General features: G+C 70.4%; 15 protein-coding genes. 13 read left to right on the top strand and 2 right to left on the bottom strand.

The genetic code is table 11. The features are described from left to right. Nucleotides 1-112 precede the first annotated feature (112 nt). From P3G67_RS23925 to tal, 7 genes are all read left to right on the top strand, one after another. Nucleotides 113-790 (top strand): isochorismatase family protein, encoded by a 678-nt coding sequence (locus P3G67_RS23925; RefSeq protein ID WP_269857891.1) that lies wholly within the window; start codon nucleotides 113-115, stop codon nucleotides 788-790. Further along, nucleotides 787-2,670, top strand: a complete 1,884-nt coding sequence (locus P3G67_RS23920) for an anthranilate synthase family protein (RefSeq protein ID WP_276095307.1) — start codon at nucleotides 787-789, stop codon at nucleotides 2,668-2,670. Before P3G67_RS23925 ends, P3G67_RS23920 begins: the two co-directional genes overlap by 4 nt. A gap of 219 nt (nucleotides 2,671-2,889) precedes the next feature. Next, nucleotides 2,890-3,906: a 3-oxoacyl-ACP synthase III family protein gene (locus P3G67_RS23915; RefSeq protein ID WP_276095306.1), complete on the top strand. Its 1,017-nt coding sequence runs from the start codon at nucleotides 2,890-2,892 to the stop codon at nucleotides 3,904-3,906. A 51-nt stretch (nucleotides 3,907-3,957) separates the two neighbouring features. Further along, nucleotides 3,958-4,758, top strand: coding sequence for an arylamine N-acetyltransferase family protein (locus tag P3G67_RS23910; RefSeq protein ID WP_276095305.1), 801 nt, complete (start codon nucleotides 3,958-3,960; stop codon nucleotides 4,756-4,758). A 13-nt stretch (nucleotides 4,759-4,771) separates the two neighbouring features. Beyond that, a complete protein-coding gene (locus tag P3G67_RS23905) occupies nucleotides 4,772-6,376 on the top strand; it encodes an FAD-dependent monooxygenase (protein WP_276095304.1) in 1,605 nt (534 codons plus the stop codon). Nucleotides 6,377-6,710: 334 nt separating this feature from the next. Next, nucleotides 6,711-7,295, top strand: coding sequence for an NADPH-dependent FMN reductase (locus tag P3G67_RS23900; RefSeq protein ID WP_269857886.1), 585 nt, complete (start codon nucleotides 6,711-6,713; stop codon nucleotides 7,293-7,295). Nucleotides 7,296-7,444: 149 nt separating this feature from the next. Next, on the top strand, nucleotides 7,445-8,587 hold the full coding sequence (tal, locus tag P3G67_RS23895; protein WP_276095303.1) for a transaldolase: 1,143 nt from the start codon (nucleotides 7,445-7,447) through the stop codon (nucleotides 8,585-8,587). Between the two features lie 83 nt (nucleotides 8,588-8,670). On the opposite strand, the gene pabB is transcribed toward tal, so the two are convergent. After that, a complete protein-coding gene (gene pabB, locus P3G67_RS23890) occupies nucleotides 8,671-10,770 on the bottom strand; it encodes an aminodeoxychorismate synthase component I (RefSeq protein WP_276095302.1) in 2,100 nt (699 codons plus the stop codon). 631 nt (nucleotides 10,771-11,401) lie between these two features. Between pabB and P3G67_RS23885 the strand changes: the two genes are divergently transcribed. Continuing rightward, nucleotides 11,402-13,357: a helix-turn-helix domain-containing protein gene (locus tag P3G67_RS23885; RefSeq protein ID WP_276095301.1), complete on the top strand. Its 1,956-nt coding sequence runs from the start codon at nucleotides 11,402-11,404 to the stop codon at nucleotides 13,355-13,357. On the opposite strand, the gene P3G67_RS23880 is transcribed toward P3G67_RS23885, so the two are convergent. Continuing rightward, on the bottom strand, nucleotides 13,345-14,574 hold the full coding sequence (locus P3G67_RS23880) for an IS701 family transposase (RefSeq protein WP_276095300.1): 1,230 nt from the start codon (nucleotides 14,572-14,574) through the stop codon (nucleotides 13,345-13,347). The genes P3G67_RS23885 and P3G67_RS23880 overlap by 13 nt on opposite strands. Before the next feature lie 292 nt (nucleotides 14,575-14,866). On the opposite strand from P3G67_RS23880, the gene P3G67_RS23875 reads away from it, so the two are divergent. The 5 genes from P3G67_RS23875 (at nucleotide 14,867) to pcaB (ending at nucleotide 21,646) form a co-directional block, all read left to right on the top strand. Beyond that, nucleotides 14,867-15,841, top strand: a complete 975-nt coding sequence (locus tag P3G67_RS23875; RefSeq protein WP_276095299.1) for an NADPH:quinone reductase — start codon at nucleotides 14,867-14,869, stop codon at nucleotides 15,839-15,841. Between the two features lie 164 nt (nucleotides 15,842-16,005). Beyond that, a complete protein-coding gene (locus tag P3G67_RS23870; RefSeq protein WP_276095298.1) occupies nucleotides 16,006-16,548 on the top strand; it encodes an SRPBCC family protein in 543 nt (180 codons plus the stop codon). A gap of 59 nt (nucleotides 16,549-16,607) precedes the next feature. Further along, complete coding sequence (locus tag P3G67_RS23865; protein ID WP_276095297.1) at nucleotides 16,608-18,233, top strand: class I adenylate-forming enzyme family protein; 1,626 nt, start codon at nucleotides 16,608-16,610, stop codon at nucleotides 18,231-18,233. Nucleotides 18,234-18,269: 36 nt separating this feature from the next. Then, nucleotides 18,270-20,249 (top strand): FAD/NAD(P)-binding protein, encoded by a 1,980-nt coding sequence (locus tag P3G67_RS23860; protein ID WP_269857877.1) that lies wholly within the window; start codon nucleotides 18,270-18,272, stop codon nucleotides 20,247-20,249. Further along, nucleotides 20,246-21,646: a 3-carboxy-cis,cis-muconate cycloisomerase gene (gene pcaB / locus P3G67_RS23855; RefSeq protein WP_276095296.1), complete on the top strand. Its 1,401-nt coding sequence runs from the start codon at nucleotides 20,246-20,248 to the stop codon at nucleotides 21,644-21,646. Before P3G67_RS23860 ends, pcaB begins: the two co-directional genes overlap by 4 nt. Nucleotides 21,647-21,656: the final 10 nt, after the last annotated feature.

The following is a 21,656-nucleotide window of genomic DNA, read 5'->3' as shown; positions in this document are numbered from 1 at the left end:
CTTCAGCGCTCGCCCGCTCCGGCCGCGGGTACTCACGGCGGCGCCGTGGGCCGATCCGCCGCAGTCTCCAGCTCGCACACCACCACAGCGACTTCAGAAACGAGAGAACGCCATGGCAGGCATACCCGCCATCGACCCCTATCCGATGCCCACCGCGGCCCAACTGCCCGCCAGCACCGCCGAGTGGACGGTCGACCCGGACCGCGCGGTGCTGCTCATCCACGACATGCAGCGTTACTTCCTCAAGCCCTTTCCCGACGACCTGCGGCATGAACTCGTGCGCAACCTGGCCCGGTTGCGGGAGCGGGCCACCGCCCTCGGCATGCCGGTGGCCTATACGGCGCAGCCCGGCGGCATGACCGAGGAACAGCGCGGTCTGCTCAAGGACTTCTGGGGACCCGGCATGCGCACCTCGCCCACCGACCGGGAGGTGGTGGACGCGCTCGCCCCCGCACCGGGCGACTGGGTGTTCACCAAGTGGCGCTACAGCGCCTTCTTCCAGTCCGGGCTGCTGGAGCGGATGCGCGCCCATGACCGCGACCAGTTGGTGATCGGCGGGGTGTACGCGCACGTCGGAGTGCTGATGACGGCGGTGGAGGCGTTCACCAACGACATCCAGCCGTTCCTGGTCGCCGACGCGGTCGGCGACTTCTCGCCCGAGTACCACCGGCTGGCGGTGGAGTACGCGGCGCGGCGCTGCGCCGTGGTCACCACCGCCGATGCGGTCATCGGCCAACTGGACCGCGGAGCCGACCGGTTCGCCCACGCGCTGCGCGGGGCCGCCGTATGAGCGCCGCGGAGGAGCTGTTCCAACAGGTGCTGGCGCCGGCCCCACCGCCGTTCGCGGTGCTGCACCGGCCGGAGTCGACCGGCCCGGAGGTGCTGGAGGTTCTGCTCGGCGAGGTGTCCACCCCGGACACGCTGGCCGCGATACCGCTGTCCGACGGTCCGACCGGCGCCCCGCGCCACGAGGTGCTGGCGATCGTCCCGTACCGGCAGATCGCGGAGCGCGGCTTCACCTCCGCCGACGACGGATCACCGCTGATCGCGATGACCGTCACCGGCCAGGCGACCGTCCCGTCCAGGGAACTGCTGGACCGGATCCCCGACCTGCCGATCCGGCTGGACGGCGGGGACTTCGACGTGGACGACGAGGCGTACGCCGACATCGTCCGCCGGGTGATCGCCGACGAGATCGGCACGGGGGAGGGCGCGAACTTCGTCATCAAGCGCTCGTTCGTCGCCGACATCTCCGACTTCACCCCGCTCAGCGCGCTGGTCTTCTTCCGCCGGCTGCTGGAGCGGGAGTCGGGGGCGTACTGGACGTTCATCGTGCACACCGGCACCAGGACGTTCGTCGGCGCCACACCCGAGCGGCACATCAGCGTGCGCGGCGGTACCGCCGTGATGAACCCGATCAGCGGCACCTACCGCTATCCGCCGTCCGGGCCGACCCTGCCGGAGGTGATGGACTTCCTCGCCGACCGCAAGGAGGCCGACGAGCTGTACATGGTGGTGGACGAGGAACTGAAGATGATGGCCCGGATCTGCGACGGCGGCGGCCGGGTGGTGGGCCCCTACCTGAAGGAGATGGCACGTCTCGCGCACACCGAGTACTTCATCGAGGGGCACACCACCAGTGACCCGCGGGACATCCTGCGGGAGACGATGTTCGCGCCCACCGTCACCGGCTCCCCGCTGGAGAGCGCCTGCCGGGTGATCGGCCGGTACGAGCCGCAGGGCCGCGGCTACTACAGCGGCGTGGCCGCGCTCATCGGCCGCGACGCGAACGGGGAGCGCACGCTGGACTCCGCCATCCTCATCCGCACCGCCGACATCGACGGCGGCGGCCGGATGCGGATCGGGGTCGGCGCGACGCTGGTACGGCACTCCCACCCGGAGTCGGAGGTGGCCGAGACCCGGGCCAAGGCGGCCGGGCTGCTGGCGGCGCTGGAGTCGGGGCCGCGACGGTTCGGGCAACACCCCATGGTGCGGGCGGCCCTTGACCGGCGCAACGCCGGCATAGCCGACTTCTGGCTGGCGGACCGGGCGCAACGCGCCTGTCCCGCGCCTCAGTTGGCGGGGCGGCGGGTGCTGGTGGTCGACGCGGAGGACACCTTCACGTCGATGATCGAGCAGCAACTTCGCTCCATGGGCCTTGAGGTGGCGGTACGGCGCTTCGACGAGCCGTACGCCTTCGACGGCCACGACCTGGTCGTGATGGGGCCCGGGCCGGGCGATCCACGGGAGGAGAACCACCCCAAGATCGCCCATCTGCGTTCCGCCACCGCCCAGTTGCTGGAGCGGCGGCGCCCGTTCCTGGCCGTCTGTCTGAGCCACCAGGTGCTCAGCCTGGCGCTCGGCTTCGACCTGGTGCGCCGGAGGGTGCCCAACCAGGGTGTGCAACGGGAGATCGACCTGTTCGGGAGGCCTGAACGGGTCGGCTTCTACAACACGTTCGCGGCCCGCTGCGACGCGGACCGGGTGGACTGCCCGGGCGTGGGAGAGGTGGAGGTCAGCCGGGATCCGCGCACCGGCGAGGTGCACGCGCTGCGCGGACCGCACTTCGCGTCCATGCAGTTCCACGCCGAGTCGGTGCTGACCCAGGACGGGCCGCGCATCGTCGGCACGCTGCTCACCGAACTGGCGCTGGCCGCGGTTCCGACCTGATGCCAGAGTGCCGCGGCGCCGCTCGGGCGCCGCGGCACGCACAGCGCATTCATGACGCAATCACCTTGGGCGGCGGGGTCGCCGCCACCGTACTTGACAAGGTAGGGGCACAGGCTTTGCCCGGTCTCTCCGGAACGCGGGACGATCGATTTCGCGGGCGGCCTGGAATCCCTTTCGCCTTCACAGAAGGACCAGCCTGCGGAAAACGAGGGGTCAACGATGATTACGACAGGGATAAACCGCGCCGCCCGGTCCACTTCCACCATCGGCATCGTGGGAACCGGTTCCTACCTACCGGCCCATGCGGTGACCAACGCGGAGGTCGGCGAACCGGCCGGGGTGACCGACGAATGGATTTTCGGCAAGACCGGAATACGCAACCGACGCCGTGCGAAGCCGGACGAGGCGACCTCCGACCTCGCGGTGATCGCCGGGCGGGCCGCTTTGGAGAGTGCCGGGATCAGTGCGGCGGACATTTCGCTGGTCATCGTGGCGACCTCCACCCCGGATTCCCCGCAGCCGCCCACCGCGGCCATTGTGGCGGACGAGATCGGGGCCCGCCCCGGCACCGCCGCCTTCGACGTGAACGCGGTGTGCAGCAGTTTCCTGTTCGCGTTGACCACCGCCGAGGGCATCCTGCGCGGCACGGATTCCGAGTACGCGCTGGTGATCGGCGCGGACGTCTACTCGCGCATCCTCGACCCGGCCGACCGGCGCACCGCGATCCTCTTCGGGGACGGCGCCGGGGCGGTGGTGCTGGGCAGGTCCGGCGCCGGCGAGCTGCTGGCGGGCCGACTGGCCGGCTACGGCGCCGAGCGGGACCTGATCCAGGTCCCGGCGGGCGGCAGCCGTATCCCGCCCTCCGTCGAGACGGTGCGGGCCGGGCTGCACTACTTCGCCATGAACGGCCGCGGGGTCCGCGACTTCGTCGCCGAGACGGTGACCGAGGGCATCCGTGACTTCCTGGCGGACACCGGGGTCCCGGCGGCGGACCTCGCGCACTTCGTACCGCATCAGGCCAACGGGCGGATGCTCGAAGACCTCGCACAGCGGTTGGACATTCCCTTCGAGCGCACCCGCACCACGTTCGAAGAACTGGGCAACACCGGAGCCGCGTCGGTTCCGATAACGCTCGATCACGCCGCCCGGGCGGGTGCCGTCGGCACCGGCGACCTGATCCTGCTGGCCGCGTTCGGCGGCGGCATGGCAATGGGCCTGACCCTGCTCAGGTGGTAGTGATCCCACCCTCAAGCGCACCGAAGAACCCGACCTGGTAAGGAGACGGCGATGCTGGACCAGACCCTGGTGGATGAATACCTCAGGCGCATCGGCGCGACGAAGCCGACGTCCGCCGATATTCATGCGCTGCGGCACCTTCAGGAACGCCAGGTGCTGACCGTGCCGTTCGAGAACCTCGACTACCACCTGGACGAGCCCATCTTCATGGACGAGCGGGTGCTGGAGAAGATCGTCCGCAAACGACGCGGCGGCGGCTGCTACGAGGTGAACCCGGCGCTGGCCTTCCTGCTGCGCTCGTTGGGCTTCACGGTCGACATCCTGCCGGGCCGGGTCTACCGGCCGGACGGACTGGGGCCGCTGCTCGGCCACCTGGCGCTGCGGGTGCAACTCGACGAGCCCTGGCTGGTGGACACCGGCTTCGGCCGCAACAGCCGGCATCCGCTGCCGCTGAACTCCCGTGAGGTGCAAAAGGATCCGCACGGCGACTACCAACTGGTGGAGACCGACAGCGGCGCCGTCGACGTGCTGCTGAACGGCAAGCCGCTCTACCAGCTGGAGCAACAGCCGGTCCGCATCGAGGACTTCGGCCCCAGCCTGTGGTGGTACCGCACCGCCCCCGACTCGTCGTTCCTCCAGGCGCTGTTCTGTTCCGTACGGACCGAGAACGGCCTGGTGACGCTGAAGGGCAACCAGCTGACCCGGGTGGACGGCGAGGAGCGCGCCAAGGAGGTGCTGCCCGACGACGCGGCGGTGCTTGAGGCGTACAAGAAGTACTTCGGTTTCGGTCTCGACAAGCTGCCGAGGGAACCGGTGGTCGAGGGCGGCACCACGGGCGTGCGGACGAGCTGAGGGCGGAGCCGAGATGACTGCGACATCCACGGGGGCCGGTCGGAAGGCGGCGGACCAGGACTTCGACGTCCTGGTCGTCGGCGCCGGCCCCACCGGTCTGCTGGCCGCCTGCGAACTGCTGCGGCGCGGGGTGCGGGTGCGGGTGGTCGACCGGGCGCCGGAGCCGATGCGGGCTCCCAAGGCGCTGTCGGTGTGGCCGCGCGCCCTCGACATCCTGGAGGACTGCGGGCTCCAGGACGCTGTGCGCCGCGAGTCGGTGCTGATCAACACGCTGAGCTACTTCTCCGAGCGGCGCCCGCTGGCCTCGTTCGGCCTGACCGAGGACACCGCCTGCCGGGTGCTGCCGCAGCATGTCACCGAGCGGCTGCTCACCGAGCGGCTGCACGCGCTCGGCGGCAAGGTCGAGCGCGGGGTGCGGCTGCTGGCCCTGGACGACGTGGACTTCTCCGGCCGCATCGAGGCCAGCGACGGTGTGACGGCCGTGCTGGAGTACGGCGACGGTGTGGTGGAGCGGGTGCGCGCACCGTTCGTGGTCGGTGCGGACGGCGCGGGCAGCGCGGTGCGCGGCCAGCTGGGCGTCGGCTTCCAGGGCACCACCTACGAGATGGCGTTCGCGCTGATCGACACCCGGATCGAGGGCCAACTTCCGGCCGACGAGTGCCGGTTCTACCAGGCGCCGACCGGTGCGCTGGTGATCGTGCCGATGCCGGGCGGTGTCTTCCGGTTCCTGTCGGTGATGCCGGAGGGCAGGCACGAGGTCAGCGCCGAGATGATGCAGGCGATCATCGACGAGCGCGGTCCGCGCGGGGTGCGGATCAGCGAGCCGGTGTGGCAGGCGGTGTTCCGGGTGCACGCCCGGCACGCCTCCGACTTCCAGCGCGGCCGGGTGTTCCTGGCCGGCGACGCGGCGCACGTGCACAGTCCGGCCGGTGGTCAGGGCATGAACAACGGACTGCAGGACGCGCACAACCTCGGCTGGAAGCTGGCCGCGGTGATCCGCGGCGAGTCGCCGAGTTCGCTGCTGGACAGCTACGGCGCGGAGCGCTCCGAGGCGACCCGGCAGATCGTGCGGGACACCGATCTGCAGACCCGGGCCTGGGTGGCCCATCATCCGGCGAAGGTATTGGCCCGTGACACCGCGTTCCGGTTGTTGGACCGTACGGGGGCGGTGACCAGGCTCTACGCTCCGGTGATGGCCGGGCGGCGGCTGGCGTACCCGCCGGTGCGGGAGACGCAGCGGCCCTCCGGCTGGTCCGGCTGCCGGGTGCGCAGGCGGGTGCCGGGCGCGCTGCGGATCGGCGCGGTGTTCCCGCGGCGGTTGGCGCTGGAGTTGGGCGTGTCGGGGCCGGGGGTGGATCCGCTGGGCTGGACGTTGGCGGTGCTGCCGCCGGCGGACGAGGCCGCCTGGCTGGCCGAGGTCGGCCATATCGCGGCGCGCTGGCCGAACGTACGGGTGGTGCGGCTGCCCCGGCGGGACGCCGCGGTGCAGGCGGACTGCCGCCGAGCCGGTTACTACCTGGTGCGGCCGGACGGACACATCGCCGCGCACGGCCATGAGGGCGATCTGAACCGGCTGGAGGCGGAGTTGGGATCGACCCTCCGCAGAATCTCCACATAATCGCGGAACCGGCAATTGCGTGGCGCGCCGCAAGGCCTGATAGCGGCGCTCCAACTAGCCGACCGAATAAGGGGAGTTGGGGTTGCGGCAAGCAATCTAGACATGTACCGTCTAGATTGTCCGGAAGGGTGGGGGTGTGAAATGGAAAATACCCAACGAGGCCTTACCGCCACTTGATTCTGGATGTCTGATGTCGCTGTCGACGCCCATTGGCGGCGTTTGGTACGGACCTCAATCGAACCTGCCGCAGGCGTGATTGGCGGCACCGCGAACGCGGTCACAACCGCAACATCCCAGGTGTTAGTTTCAGTTTCCGATGTCGAGAGGGAAAGTCATGTCGAGTGACCGCATTCGCGTCGCGGTGATCATTGGCAGCGTTCGCAAGGGACGGCTCGGCCCGACCATCGCGAATTGGTTCACCGGCATCGCCGGACAGCGCGAGGACCTTCAGATAGACCTGGTCGACCTCGCCGACTACGACCTGCCCAACCGGCTCACCGACGAGCCCGGGCCCGAGCTCACCGAGAGCCTGGGCAAGGTCGGCCCGCGGCTGGCCGAGGCGGACGCCTTCGTCGTGGTCACCCCCGAGTACAACCACAGCTACCCCGGCTCGCTGAAGGCGCTGATCGACTGGCACACGGTGGAGTGGCACGCCAAGCCGGTCGGCTTCATCAGCTACGGCGGCCAGGCCGGTGGCATCCGGGCGGTGGAGCACCTGCGGCCGATCTTCTCCGAGGCGCACGCCATGACCATCCGGCAGACCGTCGTCTTCCACCAGCCGTGGGACCAGTTCGACGACAAGGGCGAGCTGCGGAACCCCACCGGCGCGGAGAACGCCGCCAAGGCGCTGCTGGACCAACTCGCCTGGTGGGCCGGGGCGTTGGTGGAGTGGAAGGCGCGGCACCCGTACAGCGGCTGACGTCCGACCGCCGGAGCGGTCTTCCGAGCGCCCTCGGCCGGGGCCCGCGCTGGGGGCGCCGCCCCCGGGATCCCGGGCGGGGGCGCGGGGATTCTTCCGGGGGCTTCGCGCCTGGCCGCCCCCGAGACAAGAGGAGTGGTGGTACTGCCATGAAGGACCCGGCGGCAGTGGCGAGTGGCGGCGATCTGCACCCGTTGATCGCCGAGGGCGTCTCGCCCTGGGTGGAAGGCGTCCACCGGAGCCTGATCGTCTCCGGCTGCCTGGCCCGCCTCATCAAGGACGCCGGGGTCAGAGGAGCCGTCTGCGATCCGGGAACCCTCGCCGAAGCCGTGACCGGTGATCCCGTCTACCGGGACCAACTGGTGCGACTCGCCTACCGCGGCGCCACCGTCGGCGAGGCGCTGCGCGCGCTACAGGTGCACGACGCCCGCGAGGCGTGCGACGAGCTGAACGAGGTCTTCGAGAAGACCCAGGGCCATGACGGACAGGTCTCGGTGGACCTCGACCCGGGGCTGTGCCATGACGCGGCCGCCACCACCAGGGCGGCGGCCGAGCTGTGGCGGGCCCTGGACCGGCCCAACGCGCTGGTGAAGATCCCGGCCACCATCGAGGGGCTCGCCGCGATACGCGACTGTCTGGGCCGGGGGATCAGCGTGCACGCCACCGGGATCTTCTCGGTGGCGCGTTACCGTGAGACGGTCGACGCGTACTTCGACGGGATGGAGCGCGCCCTGGCCGAGGGCGAGCGGCTCTCCGCGATCGCCTCGCTGGCCTCCTTCCCCGTCAGCTGGCTGGACACCGAGGTGGACGTCCGGCTGGACGAACTGCGCGGCCTGGACGAGCCGACCCGGGCCGCCGCCCGTACGGTGCGCGGCACCGCGGCGCTGACCAACGCCCGCCTGATGTACCAGGTCTACGAGGAGCGGCTGGGCAGCGAGCGGTGGCGCGCACTGCGCGCGGCGGGGGCCAGACCGCAGCGGCTGATGTGGTCCGACACCGCGGTGCGCGACCCCGAGCGGCCCGGCACCGGCTACGTGGACGGCATCGTCGCCTGGGGCACGGTCAGCGCCATGACGCTGCCCACCCTGGAGGCGGCGGTACACCACTGCGACCTGCGCGGCGACACGCTGATGGGCGAACAGGACAGCGCTAAGGCGGCGTTGGGCGAACTGGAGCGACTCGGCATCTCGTACGAGACGGTGGTCCGCAAGGCGGCGACGGACAGCGAGGCACGCCTCGCCGCCGCATGGCGCGCACTGCGCGAGGCGGTCGCGACCGGACTGCACATCTGACGCCCGGCCGGCCGGCGGGCGTTGGGAACGCGGTCGCCGGACGGGCTTCTGGGAAAGCCCGTCCGGCGGCTGGGGACGAAGTGCTAGGCGTTCACCGCGGTGTGCCGCGGAAACTCCGTGCCGGTAAGGAGTGTGCACGGCAGCGCCTTGACGGCGGTCTCCTCGAACTCCGCCTCCGCGTCCGACAGGGCGATGATCGCGCCGCCCACCCCGTAGCGGACCCGGTCCGAGGTGACCACCGCGGTGCGGATCACCACGTTGAGGTCGGCCGACCCGGTCAGCGAGAAGTAGCCGATGGCGCCCGAGTAGACCCCGCGCGGCCCGGCCTCCAGCCGGTCGATGATCTGCATGGTGCGCAGCTTCGGCGCCCCCGTCATCGACCCGGCGGGGAACGCGGCCCGTACGCAGTCCACCGCCGAGCTGTCCTCGCGCAGCCTTGCCCGTACCGTGCTGACCAGTTGGTGGACGGTGGCGTAGGACTCCACCTGGAACACCTCCTTGGCCTGGACCGAACCCACCTCGGCGCAGCGGCCGAGGTCGTTGCGGACCAGGTCCACGATCATCAGGTTCTCCGCGCGGTCCTTCTCGTTGGTCATCAGGTCGGCCATCAACCGGGTGTCCTCCATGGGGGTTTCACCGCGCGGCCTGGTGCCCTTGATCGGCTTGGACTCGGCGAGACCGTCCCGGTCGATGCGCAGGAACCTTTCCGGTGAGGCGCTGAGCACGTTCACCTCGCCGAAGCTGAGCAGCGCGCCGAACGACGTCGGGGTGGAGCGGCGCAGCAGCCGGTAGCCCCGCCACGGGTCCAGGGAGCCGTGCGCCTCGGCCATGTTGGTCAGGCACACTTCGTAGGTCTCACCGGCGGCGATCTCCCGCTGGCAGGCGTCGATCAACTCCAGGTAGGCGGGCCGGTCATGGCGCAGCCGCAGCTCGCCGAGTGCCTCCTGGGGTCCGACCCAGCGGGGACGGCGGTCGGCGATCTTGTCCAGTCGTTCCGCGGTGTCGGCCAGCCACTGGCGGGCCGCGCCCTCCTCGCCGTTCTCGGTGAGGGCGAGCAGATAGCTGGTGCCCTCGTGGTGGTCGAAGACCAGGGCGCGGTCGCTGAACACCATCACGGCGTCCGGCTCCTGCGACCGGTGCGCCCGGTCGCCGCCGCACTCCGCCTTCAGCTCGTAGCCGAGGTAGCCGACCCAGCCGAGCGCGAACTCGAAGGGCAGCTCGGGCACTTCGGTTCGGGTGGCCCGTAGGTCCTCGTCGAGCCAGGTGAGGAACTCACCGGTGACGATCTCGGCCGACCGCGGGGAGCGCACGGTCACCGTGCTGCTCCAGATGTCGGCGGTGGCCACCCGGGACAGCGGGCCGCTGGCGTCGCCCATGATCGAGAAGCGGCCGGTGTGGTGGTCCCGGCGGCTGCTGTCCAGCCAGTACGCGTGGTCACCGCCGCGGAACAGCTCGTCGAAGGCCACCTCGTCGTTCCACCGGGTTTCCAACGTCTTGACCAGTACCCGCAGTTGCCGCGGCGCGCGTCGCCCGGCGGGTGCGGTGGCCGGTGCCGGCGCGGCCGGTGCGGTGGCCAGCGGCAGTACGCGGGGCGCGGTGCGGCGGCGGTGGGGCTCGCTCAACCGGCGGAAGTTGTCCAGCAGTTGGTGGCCGTGGCTGCCGCCGATCGACTCGGGGTGGAACTGCACGCCCCACAGCGGGCGCTCCCGGTGCCGGACCGCCATCAGCACGCCGTCCGCCGTCCACGCGGTCGCCTCCAGCACGTCGGGAAGCTGGTCGACGGCGAGCGAGTGGTACCGGACCACCTCGAACGGCGAGGGGATCCCGGCGAACAGCTCGGTGCCGTTGTGCACCACGGGCGAGACCCGCCCGTGGTAGGGCTGCGGTGCCCGCACCACCTGCCCGCCGTGGACCAGCGCCAGCCCCTGGTGCCCAAGGCACACCCCGAGCGTCGGCAGTTGGCCGTGCTCCAGCACCTCCGCGCAGATCCCGAAGTCCGCGCCCCGCCCCGGGTTCCCCGGTCCCGGCGAGATCACCACGTTGTCGAAGTCCCGAAGGTGCCCGATCCGCCACCGCGGATCGTCGTTGACCACGACCTCCGGCTGCCGGCCGTTGACCTCGGCCAGGTAGTGGAAGAGGTTGTAGGTGAACGAGTCGTAGTTGTCGATCAGCAGAGTGCGCACGATGTTTCCCCCGTCGTGTGTACGGTGTTGGGTTGTGGTGTGTACCTGGTTCCTTCACGTACGGATCTGTCGAAGGCTGTGCTTTATCGAGGCCTGACGTCGATCTCAGATCGTCGTTTCGCGGCGGAAGGCCTGTTGCCATCCGTGTGTGCACCGGTACTCCCGGTGCCCTGTGGGACGCTGAACGGGCCTACTGTGCCTGTCCGTGGCAGGAGTAGATCTTGTGGTACTCAGGGAACGCCACGCGGCTGAAGTTCCGAGTGCTTCGCGGCTAAGCGCCGGAGCTGGCCAGTCCCGTCAAGCGGATTGATGACAGCCGCGTTGGCTGGATACGCTCGTTTACCTCCGGCATTGCCTTCCCCCATGAGGTCATTGACTGGCCAACACTTCTCGCGTCGACGAGTTCAACCATTCCTTGGCGGGCCACTCCGCCGGAAGGTGATCCAACAACAGGCTTGGCGAGTGGACATGGTGATCCGGGCACCGTCCGTGTTACGGCCGTGTGGTGCGCGGTCCGCAGATTGCGATCACCACGGGTTGACGCCTGCCGACCGCGATGCGTAACTTCCCGGTCAAGCACGCCATGGCTCACAGCCGTGCAGCCGCGGGGGAAACGAGAGTTGGGGGAATCGTGGCGCAGGACAACGCGTGGGCGGGGACCGGCGCGTACGCGGTACTGGACCTGCTGGCCAGCGAAGCGCCGTTGAATCAGTTTGAGATTCTTGTCTCTGAGGCGCGCCAGAAAGGCGTCAGCGCCGAAGAACTGGCCGCTTTGGAGCGTGCCAAACGCGTCGCGATGACCATCTCGGAGGAACTGGAGCGGCATCGCCAACGGGAGGCCGGGTATTCGGCCTTGGTCGACACCGCCCGCGAGCTGGCCGAACCGCACGATCTGGACAGCATGCTCAAGGTCATTACCAGGCGCGCGCGGCTGCTGCTGGGCATCGACATGTCGTACATCAGCCTCCCGGATGACGAGGACGGATATGTCTATGTGCGCACCTCCGACGGGCACACGTCAACGCTCAACGTAGGCCTGCGGCTGCCGCATGACGCGGGGCTGGGCAGCAGCGTCCTGGCCAACCCCGCACCGTTCTGGACTCCCGACTACCTTAACGACGCCCGGATTCGGCACAGCGAGGTCATCGATCGGGTCGTCAGGGCGGAAGGGCAACGAGCCGTCATGGCCGTGCCGTTGAGCCACGGAACCAAGCCGTTCGGTGCCCTCTACGTCTCCTCTCGTAGCGTGCGGCACTTCACCGCCGACGAGGTCGCCCTGCTCAGCTCGCTGGGAGACCTCGCCGGTGTCGCCATCGAGCGCGCCACGCTGCTCGACCGGTCCGCCGCGGCGGTGGCCGAGCTTGAGGCGCAGAGCGCGCGTACCGCGGCGGTCATGGCCGGAATGCGGGAACTCAGCGACGTACACAACGAGCTGATCGAACTGGTGCTCTCCGGTGGCGACCTGCCCGCGCTGGCCGAGGCGGCCAGCCGAAGACTCGACGGAGCCGTGCGAATATGCGCGGCCAACGGGACGGTGCTCACTACGGCGGGCGACATGCCCGAAGGGGGCAGCAGATCCGTCGTGTTGGCCACCATGGACGCACATACCGCCCACAAGCCGGTGCTGTTGGAGAACGGGCTGTGGGCGGCGCCGATCGCCGCAGGCAGCGAGGATCTGGGCACGCTGCTGCTGCGCCCCGGTCGGCCGATCGCCCCGCGCGACGAACAGTTGCTACGCCTGGTCGCCCAAGCGGCGGCGATCCAGATTCTGCTGCAGAATCGCACCGCCTTCGCCGAAGGCCAGGTCCGCGACGAACTTCTCGATGACCTGCTGGCCAGTCCGCCGCGCCCGCCCCAGCAGTTGGAGAAGCACGCACGACGCCTCGGCATCGACCTCAGCAAACCTCATGTGGTGGTCATCGCGCGGTCTGAGGGTGAGTCCCTGGGCAAGGCCGCCATCTGGGCCTCCTCCTATGCCCACCGTATGAGCGGGCTGAAGAGCATGCGCAACGGCTGCGCGGTCCTTCTGCTGCCTGGTACGGACGCCGGAGCGGCGGCCCGGGCGGTGGGGGAGGAACTGTCGCCGCTACTGGGCCATCCGCTCACAACAGGCGCCGCGGGACCGGTGACCGGGCCGGGGTCCGTGTTCCACGGATACCAGGAGGCACTGCGGTGCCTCGATGCGATGACCTCCCTCGGCGCCATAGGACGCGCCGCTTCCTCGCGTGAACTTGGCTTTCTCGGGGTGCTCCTTTCGGACAACCATGACGTCGAGGGGTACATCGACTCGGCGATCGGACCGGTGCTCGACTACGACCGTCTGCGTTCGACCGAGCTCACGCGCACCCTGGAGGTCTATTTCGAGGCGGGCGGCAGTCCTACCTACGCTGCCAAGAAACTGCATGTGCATCCCAACACGGTGGCTCGGCGGCTGGAACGGATCAGCGAGCTGCTCGGTCCTGAGTGGCAGCAGCCGGAGCGGGCGCTCGAAGTACAGCTCGCGCTCCGGCTTTCCCGGGTGCGCTCCGGCCTGCTACGGCGTGGCTCAACCATCGCCAAGGAACGCTCGGAGGATCAGGACACATAGCTCATCTCCCGCTCCGCCACCGAGGACAGCGCCGCCACCGTGTGGGCGCCGGAGGCCAGGGTGACGTGGCGGTGCCAGCCGCTGAAGGAGCGGCCCGCGTAGTCGCGGATGCCGACCTGGTCGGCGATCTGGGTGAAGTCGCGGTCGACCCTGCGGGTCAGCTTGCTGAGCCGCAGCAGCGCGGCCGGGTGGACCGCCGTGAGGTCGGTCAGCCACAGTTCCGCGGGCATGCTGCGGCCGGTGTCCCACTCGCCCAGCAGCACCAACTCGCCGCCGCGGGCGACCCGTTGCGGGCCGGTGATCCGGGTGGGCCGGAACGGCACCCGCACCCTGATGGCGGCGACCAGACTGGTGCGCATGCCGGTGCCGGGGCCGTGGTCGGACCACATCACCGGCCGGCGCATGTCCTTGATGGACATCATGATCTGGTGGGCAGCCATCGGCTCCGTCGCCCGCGCGGCCATGGTCGGGTCGGCCGGGGTGAGCGGCTGGCTCGGGTTGATGCGGACCAGCAGCGGCGCGCCGCAGGCCCGCAGCTTGCCGATGGTGGACATGGCGTCCGCCTCCCGGGCGTCCATCACCACCGGCCGAACCGGCAGCCCCCAGCCGTGCGCCATGTCCAGGTACGCCTGGACCGCGCAGTCGCCCAGCGTCTCCGCGTCGAGGTCCTCCGGGATGGACGCCCGGTTGCGGCGGTCGGAGTCGTCGATCCACGCCTTGGACAGGTGCAGCCGCCAGTTGACCGGGGCGCTGAAGTCCTCGGTGGCCGCCCAAACGCCCACCGCCTGCTGCGCGTTGAGCACCTGGCCCAGCGCCGCGGAGTAGCGCCGGTCGACGCCCACCGAGTGTTCGCCCGCCTTCGGGGTCACCATGGGCCGTACCACCCAGGCGTGCGGTGGTGTGTCGCGCACCAGGTAGTGGGCGAGCGCACGGCGCACCGGTGCCCAGTCCCAGGTGGAGCTGCACACGAAGTGGTGCAGGCTCTGCTCGGTGGCCTGTCCACCGCTGAGCGCCGCGATGTTCCTTATCGACTTGCGTCCCTTGGCCTCCAGCAGGCCGCGCACGTAGTCCATGCCCTTGCGGCGCTGGTCGCTGCGCGGCAGCGAGGTGAACAGCTCGGCGCACAGCTCGTTCAGTACCGCGTCATAGGCCCGGACATAAGTGGGTTCGGGCGCCTGGCGGCGCAGTGCGCTCGGGAAGGAAGCGATGCCACTCATCGATATCCCCCATCTCGACTCGACGGACAGCCTGGTGAATGCACCTCAACGGTGCGCGTCACGGCTCCGTCCCGCACAGGTGCGCAGAGCACACGGGTGCAACGGGGGATGGTGGTCGGACCACCACCCGGTGCGCACCTGCCGACGTTGATCTCCCGTTATGGCCGCGTGGGGGTGTGCCCGGACCACCATGGGCCGGGCGACGGCCGGTCGGGCGGCTGGACGTGGGGACCTGACACACCCCGCGCGCACCTGCCGACCCGGGCTCGGACCGCCCTCACAATCCATGACCATGCGTGCCGCCTATATCGAGCAGCTCGGACCGCCGGAGGCCATCCGCTACGGCGAGCTGCCCACTCCGCAGCCAGGACCGAACGACGTGCTCGTGGACGTCGAGGTCGCCACCGTCAACCATGTGGACACCTTCGTCCGGTCCGGTGCCTGGCGCACCCCGGTCGAGTTCCCCTTCGTCATCGGCCGGGACCTGGTCGGTAGGGTCGCCGCGGCCGGTCCCGGCGCGCCCGGGTTCGCCGTGGGCGACCGGGTGTGGTGCAACAGCCTGGGCCACGGCGGACGGCAGGGCGCCGCCGCCGAGAAGGCGGTGGTCCCGGCCGACCGGCTCTACCACCTGCCCGACGGGGTGGAGCCGGGCGACGCGGTCGCCCTGGCCCACCCTGCCGCCACCGCCTACCTCGCGCTGTTCACCCACGGCCGGATGCGGGCCGGGGACACCGTGGTCGTCCTCGGCGCCGCCGGTAACGTCGGCGCCGCGGTGGTGGTGATGGCCGCCGAGGCGGGGGCACGGGTCATCGCGGTGGCCGGTCCGCGGGACGCCGAGTACTGCCGTTCGCTGGGCGCCGCGGAGGTCATCGACTACCGGGACCCCGACGTTCCCGGGCGCGTCCTGCGCGCCAGCCCCGGCGGCGTCGACCTGCACGTGGACACGGCCGCGCACAACGACCTGGACGCCGCCGTCGGGCTGTTGGCCAAACGTGGCCGGATCGTGCTGCTCGCCGGCATGCGGACCCGGCCCGTGCTGCCGGTCGGCCCGCTGTATCTCAAGGACTGCTCGGTGGTCGGCTTCGCCATCTCCCAGGCGACCACCGCGGAGCTGTCGGAGGCCGCCACGGCCATCAACCGCCTGCTGGCCGACGGGCGGTTGCGCCCCCGCCGGACGCGGTCGCTGCCGCTCAGCGAGGCGGCCGAGGCGCACCGCGCCGTGGAGGCCGGCGAGGCGCACGGCATCCGGCTGGTCCTGCACACGTAGGCGCCTGCCGCCTGGGGGTCTTTCGATCGGGAGAACGGCCGAACCCCCACCGGGACGTCTTCCGCCGGGGAGTTCAACTCGCCTGCTCCCCCGATTCGTTGAAACCTGACGGACCCGAACCACATGCATTGCCCGTGTGGCACGTCCTCTGGAGGATTGCGGACATGAGTAAATCCATCATCGAAATCTCGCCGCTTTTCGAACTCCGCGCCGACATCGCCGTCTCGGCCACTCCCGACGAGGTCTATTCGGTGGTCAGCGACCTGACCCGCAGCGCCGAATGGAGCCCGGAATGCCGGGGCGGTGAGTGGATATCGGGGGAGCCGCGCACCGTTGGCGCGATCTTCCGCGGGGAGAACGACCGCAGCGAGGACGTGGTCGCCTGGGCGCCGCTGATCCGCGGTGTCTGGTACACCGAATCCAAGGTCGTCGCCGCGGAACCCGGCCGCACCTTCCGCTGGATGATGCTCACCCACGCCCGCGATGACCAGGAGAGCGTCTGGGGATTCGACATCGAGCCGACCGCGGAAGGCTCCCTCCTGACCCACCACTTCCGGATGGGCAAGGCCACCGCCGGAATCCACCACATCGTAGCCGAGCTGGACGAGGAACAGCGCAAGCAGTTCGTCACCGACTGGACCGCCAAGTTGGTGCAGGACCTCGACGACACGCTCAAGCGAATCAAGGACGTCATCGAAAAGCGGTGACGCCGCAGCGCGGTGACGCCGCAGTTCCGGCGACCGCTACCTTCCGAGAGGGCGGGTACATGTTTCTGCAACGAATAGGGAACAAGGGGATACGCCTCGGCACGCTGTTCGAACGGGCGGCGGCCCGGCACCCGGCGAGCCTGGTCATCCTCGACCACGATCTGGACATAGCCCCGGAACTGGGCCGTCGGGCGACGCTGACCGAAGTGGCCGACCTGGTGGACGACTTCGCCGCCCGCCTGTGGGCCGCGAAGGTCCGTCCGGGGGAGCGGGTCGTCGTCCACAAGTCCGACAACTTCGACATCTCGCTGCTGGCCTGCTCGATCGTGCGGGTCGGTGCCGTCCCGGTGCTGCTGTCGCCGAAGCTGGACGGAGTGACCGTCGCCGAACTGCTGCGCAGGGTGGACCAGCCGTTCCTCGTCACCGACCAGGCGAAGCTGGAAAACGACCTTCCGGCCGAGGTGTTCGGTCTTTCCGAGCGGGTGCTGCTCACTTCCGGCAGCTATTCCGGTGCTTTGGAACTGAAATCGCTCGCCGGCGCCGCGCGGGTTCCCGCGATCACCATGCCGCCGGATTACCCGACGCTGATCACGCACACCTCGGGCACCACCGGAACACCGAAACTCGCGGTGCACACCGGCCATACGTTCCAGTCCCGTTACCGCCCGCAGGGCACCATCGTCGCGATGGCTGTCAAGAAGAGCGAACCGATCGCCCTGCACGTCTCGTTCGTGCACTCCCGGATGTTCACCGCGATGCCCATTTCCGTGCTGCAGGGGCATCCGCTGATCGTGCTCCGGGACGACGACCCCAAGAGCGTCGGCGAGATATTCACCCAGGTGCCTCCGGGGTTCATCGAGGCGCACCCCAACACCTTCCTGCGTTGGGAGGTGCTGGCCGACGACCCTGGTAAGCCGCTGGCCAACGTGAAGTATTTCAGCAGCACTTTCGACGCCATCCACCCGCGCACCGTGCACACCCTGCTGGGCGCCTCCGAGCGAAAGCAGCCGCTTTTCGCCCAGGCGTACGGCCAGAGCGAGGTGGGCCCGATCGCCGCCCGTACCTACACCAAGAACCGCGGTGCGGACGCGGACGGCCGCTGCGTCGGGCGGCCGTTTCCCGGAATGACCGGGGTCCGGGTGGTGAGCCGGGACGGAAAGACCCCCACCAAGCAGTCCCCCGGATACATCGAGGTCTCCAGCAACGGCCGCATCGTGACCTACCTCGGCGAGCACGAGCGCTGGGAGAAGCAGGCCGACGAGGGCTGGTGGCGGATGGGCGACCTGGGCTACCGCACCAAGTGGGGTTGTCTGCACCTGCTGGACCGCGAGGTGGACGAGATCCCCGGCATCGAGAGCACGTTGGAGATCGAGGACAAACTCTTCGCGCGGGTACCGGAGTTGATCGAGGTCATCATCGTCCAGGACTCCAAGGGCACCCCGGTCCCCGTGGTGTGCACCAGGGACGACGTGCCGCTGGACCAGATCGCCTGGAAGTCGGCGGTGGCGGACCTGCCGAAGATGGCCCCGCCGGTGCAGTGGCGGCTGGACGACCTGCCGCAGACCGCCACCACGAAGATCAAGCGGCTGGAACTGGCCCGCCTGGTCGAGGAGCAGAAGAACGGCCCGCAGCGGAAGGCGAGTTCAGCCGCGGCCGAGCCCGCCGACGAGAAGAAGAGCGCCTAGCCCCATGCTTCCCCTGCCCAGAAACGGAGTGCCCGCATGAGCAGCAGCCGCCTTGAGGTCTGCGTCGTCGGTGCCGGACCCCGCGGGCTGTCCGTGGTGGAACGGCTGTGCGCCAACGAGCGGAAGGCGCCGTCACACGCCGAGGTGGTCGTGCACGTCGTCGATCCGTCGGCGCCCGGCGCCGGAACCGTATGGCGTCCCGAGCAGTCCCGCCACCTGCTGATGAACACCGTGGCGTCGCAGATCACCGTCTTCACCGACGACAGTTCGCGCATCGCCGGGCCGATCGAGCCCGGACCGACCCTGTACGAGTGGGCGAAGAGTCTTTCCGTGCTCAGCCAGCTCGACAGCTACGACGAGCAGACCCTGGCCGAGGCCGAGCGGCTCGGCCCGGACACCTACCCCACCCGCGCCTTCTACGGCCGCTATCTGCACGACAGCTTCCAGCGGGTCGTGGCCGGCGCCCCCGACCACGTCACCGTCAAGGTGCACCGCTCCCGCGCGGTGGCGATGGCCGACACGCACGGCGTCACCGGCGGTCCGCAGGGCGTCCGGCTGGAGGACGGCACCCGGCTCAACGAGCTGGACGCCGTCATCCTGGCCCAGGGCCACGTACCGGCCCGGCTGACCCCCCGCGAGGCGCGCACCGCCAGCCTGGCCCGCATCCACTACCTGACCTACATCACCCCGGCCAACCCCGCCGACCTCGACCTCAGCGGGATCGAGCCCGGCCAGGCCGTGCTGCTGCGCGGTCTCGGGCTGAACTTCTTCGACCACATGGCGCTGTTCACCGCCGGCCGTGGCGGAACGTTCGTGCGCGAGGGCGGCAAGCTGGTCTACCGTCCCTCGGGCCAGGAGCCCCGGCTGTACGCGAGCTCCCGGCGCGGCGTGCCGTACCACGCCCGCGGCGAGAACGAGAAGGGCGCCTACGGCCGGTACTACCCCAAGCTGCTCACCGCCGAGTACATCGCCGGACTGCGCGAACGCGCCGACAACGGCGAGCCGTTGGTGTTCAGCGCCGACCTGTGGCCGCTGATCTCCCGCGAGGTGGAGAGCGTCTACTACGGCACGCTGCTTGAGGCCAGGGGCAGCGACGCGGACCGCGAGGAGTTCGTCGGGCGGTACCTGGCGCTGCCCGAGGGGCCGAAGCGGGACGAACTGCTCGACGCCTACGGCATCGCGATCGCCGACCGCTGGGACTGGGAGCGGTTGTCCAAGCCCTACCTGGGACGGGAGTTCGCCGACCGGGCCGACTTCGCCGCCTGGCTGCTGGACTACCTCGCCAAGGACGTGGCCGCCGCCCGCCAGGGCAACCTCAGCGGCCCGCTCAAGGCCGCCCTCGACGTGCTGCGCGACCTGCGCAACGAGATCCGGCTCGCCGTCGACCACGGGGGCCTGGACGGCAACTCGCACCGGGACGACCTGGAGGGCTGGTACACCCCGCTCAACGCCTTCCTGTCCATCGGCCCGCCGGTCTCCCGCATCGAGGAGATGATGGCGCTGATCGAGGCCGGGATCCTGGTGATCACCGGCCCCGGCACCCAGATCCGGCTCGACACCACCACCCCGGCGTTCGTGGCCGAGTCCACCATCGTGCCGGGACCGCCGATCCGGTCCACCGCGCTGATCGAGGCCCGGCTGCCCGAGCCCGACCTGCGCCGCACCGACGACCCGCTGCTGCTGCACCTGTTGCAGACCGACCAGGCGGCGCCGTACCGCATCACCGGCTCGCACGGCACCGTGTACGAGACCGGTGGGCTGGCGGTCACCGAGACGCCGTACCGGATCCTGGACGCCCGCGGTCGGGCGCATCCGCGCCGGTTCGCCTACGGGGTGCCCACCGAGTCCGTGCACTGGGTGACCGCGGCCGGGATCCGGCCCGGGGTCGACTCGGTGACGCTGGGCGACTCCGACGCGATCGCCCGTGCGGTGCTGGCGCTGCCACCGGTGGCGCACGTCCCGGCGGCGGTGCGTCCGGTGGTGAGTGACATCGACCTGACCGGCGTGGTCGTATGACCAGGCCGCCGGACGCCCACGCGGACACCGGGCTGCTGTCGCCGGTACGGGCCGGGACCCCGGTCGAGGAGGCGGTCTGCGACCAGGCGTGGCTCCAGGCCATGCTGGACGCGGAGGCCGCGCTGGCCCGCGCCCAGGCCGGGCTCGGCACGCTGCCGCAGAGCGCGGCGGACGCCATCACCACGGTGGCCCGGGCCGAGCGCCTCGACCTGCGGTCCCTGGCGGTCGCCGCACGGGAGACCGCCAACCCGGTGGTCGGCCTGGTCCAGGCGCTCACCCGGATCGTGGCCGATGCCGACCTGACCGCGGCGGAGTACGTGCACCGCGGCTCCACCAGTCAGGACGTCTTCGACACCGGCGCGATGCTGGTCGCCACCCGGGCGCTGCGGATCGTCCGGGCCGACCTGGACCGCACCGCCACCGCGCTGGCCGCTCTCGCGGGACGGCACCGGGACACGCTGATGGCGGGCCGCACCCTGGCGATGCACGCGGTGCCCACCACGTTCGGGCTGAAGGCGGCGGGCTGGCGGCAGTTGGTGCTGGACGCGGACCAACGGCTGGGCCAAGTAATGGAGTCGGGGCTTCCGGTCGCGCTGGGCGGCGCGGCCGGGACCCTGGCCGGGTACCTGGAGTACGCGGCCATCGACGGCGGTGGGCGGCCGGAACCGGGCGAGTACCTCGACCGGCTGCTGGACGCCTTCGCCGCCGAGACCGGGCTCGCCCGGCCGGTGCTGCCCTGGCACTCGCTGCGCACCCCGATCGCCGACCTGGCCGGCGCCCTGGCGTTCACCGCGGGGGCGCTCGGGAAGATCGCGGTCGATGTGCAGTCGCTGACCAGGACCGAGGTCGGCGAGGTGACCGAGCCGACCGCGGCGGGTCGCGGCAGCTCGTCGGCGATGCCGCACAAGCGCAACCCGGTGCTGGCCACCATGCTGCGCAGCGCCGCGCTGCAGGTCCCGGTGCTGGCAACGGGGTTGACCCAGTGCCTGCTGTCCGAGGACGAGCGGTCGGCCGGTGCCTGGCACGCCGAGTGGCTGCTGCTGCGCGAGTGCCTACGGCTCACCGGCGGCGCCGCGCACACCGCGGTCGAGCTGGCCGAGGGGCTGACGGTCCAGGCCGAGCGGATGCGCGAGAACCTGGACCTGACCGGAAGCCAGGTCGTCTCCGAGCGGATCGCGGCGGTGCTGGCACCCCAGTTGGGGAAGGCCGCCGCCAAGCAACTGCTCACCTGGGCGTCCAGCGCCGCGGAGAAGACCGGCCGGCCGCTGCACAGGGTGCTGGCCGAGGCGCCGGAACTGGAAGGCCGGATCACCACCCGCGAACTGGCCGAGCTGTGCGACCCGGCGGCGTACACCGGTGCCGCCGGACCGCTTGTCGACCGGGCGCTACGGGCATAACGCACCTGCC

The organism is Streptomyces silvisoli, assembly GCF_029269905.1.
Lineage (GTDB): Bacteria > Actinomycetota > Actinomycetes > Streptomycetales > Streptomycetaceae > Streptantibioticus_A > Streptantibioticus_A silvisoli_A.
This window is presented reverse-complemented; position numbering and strand designations above follow the sequence as displayed.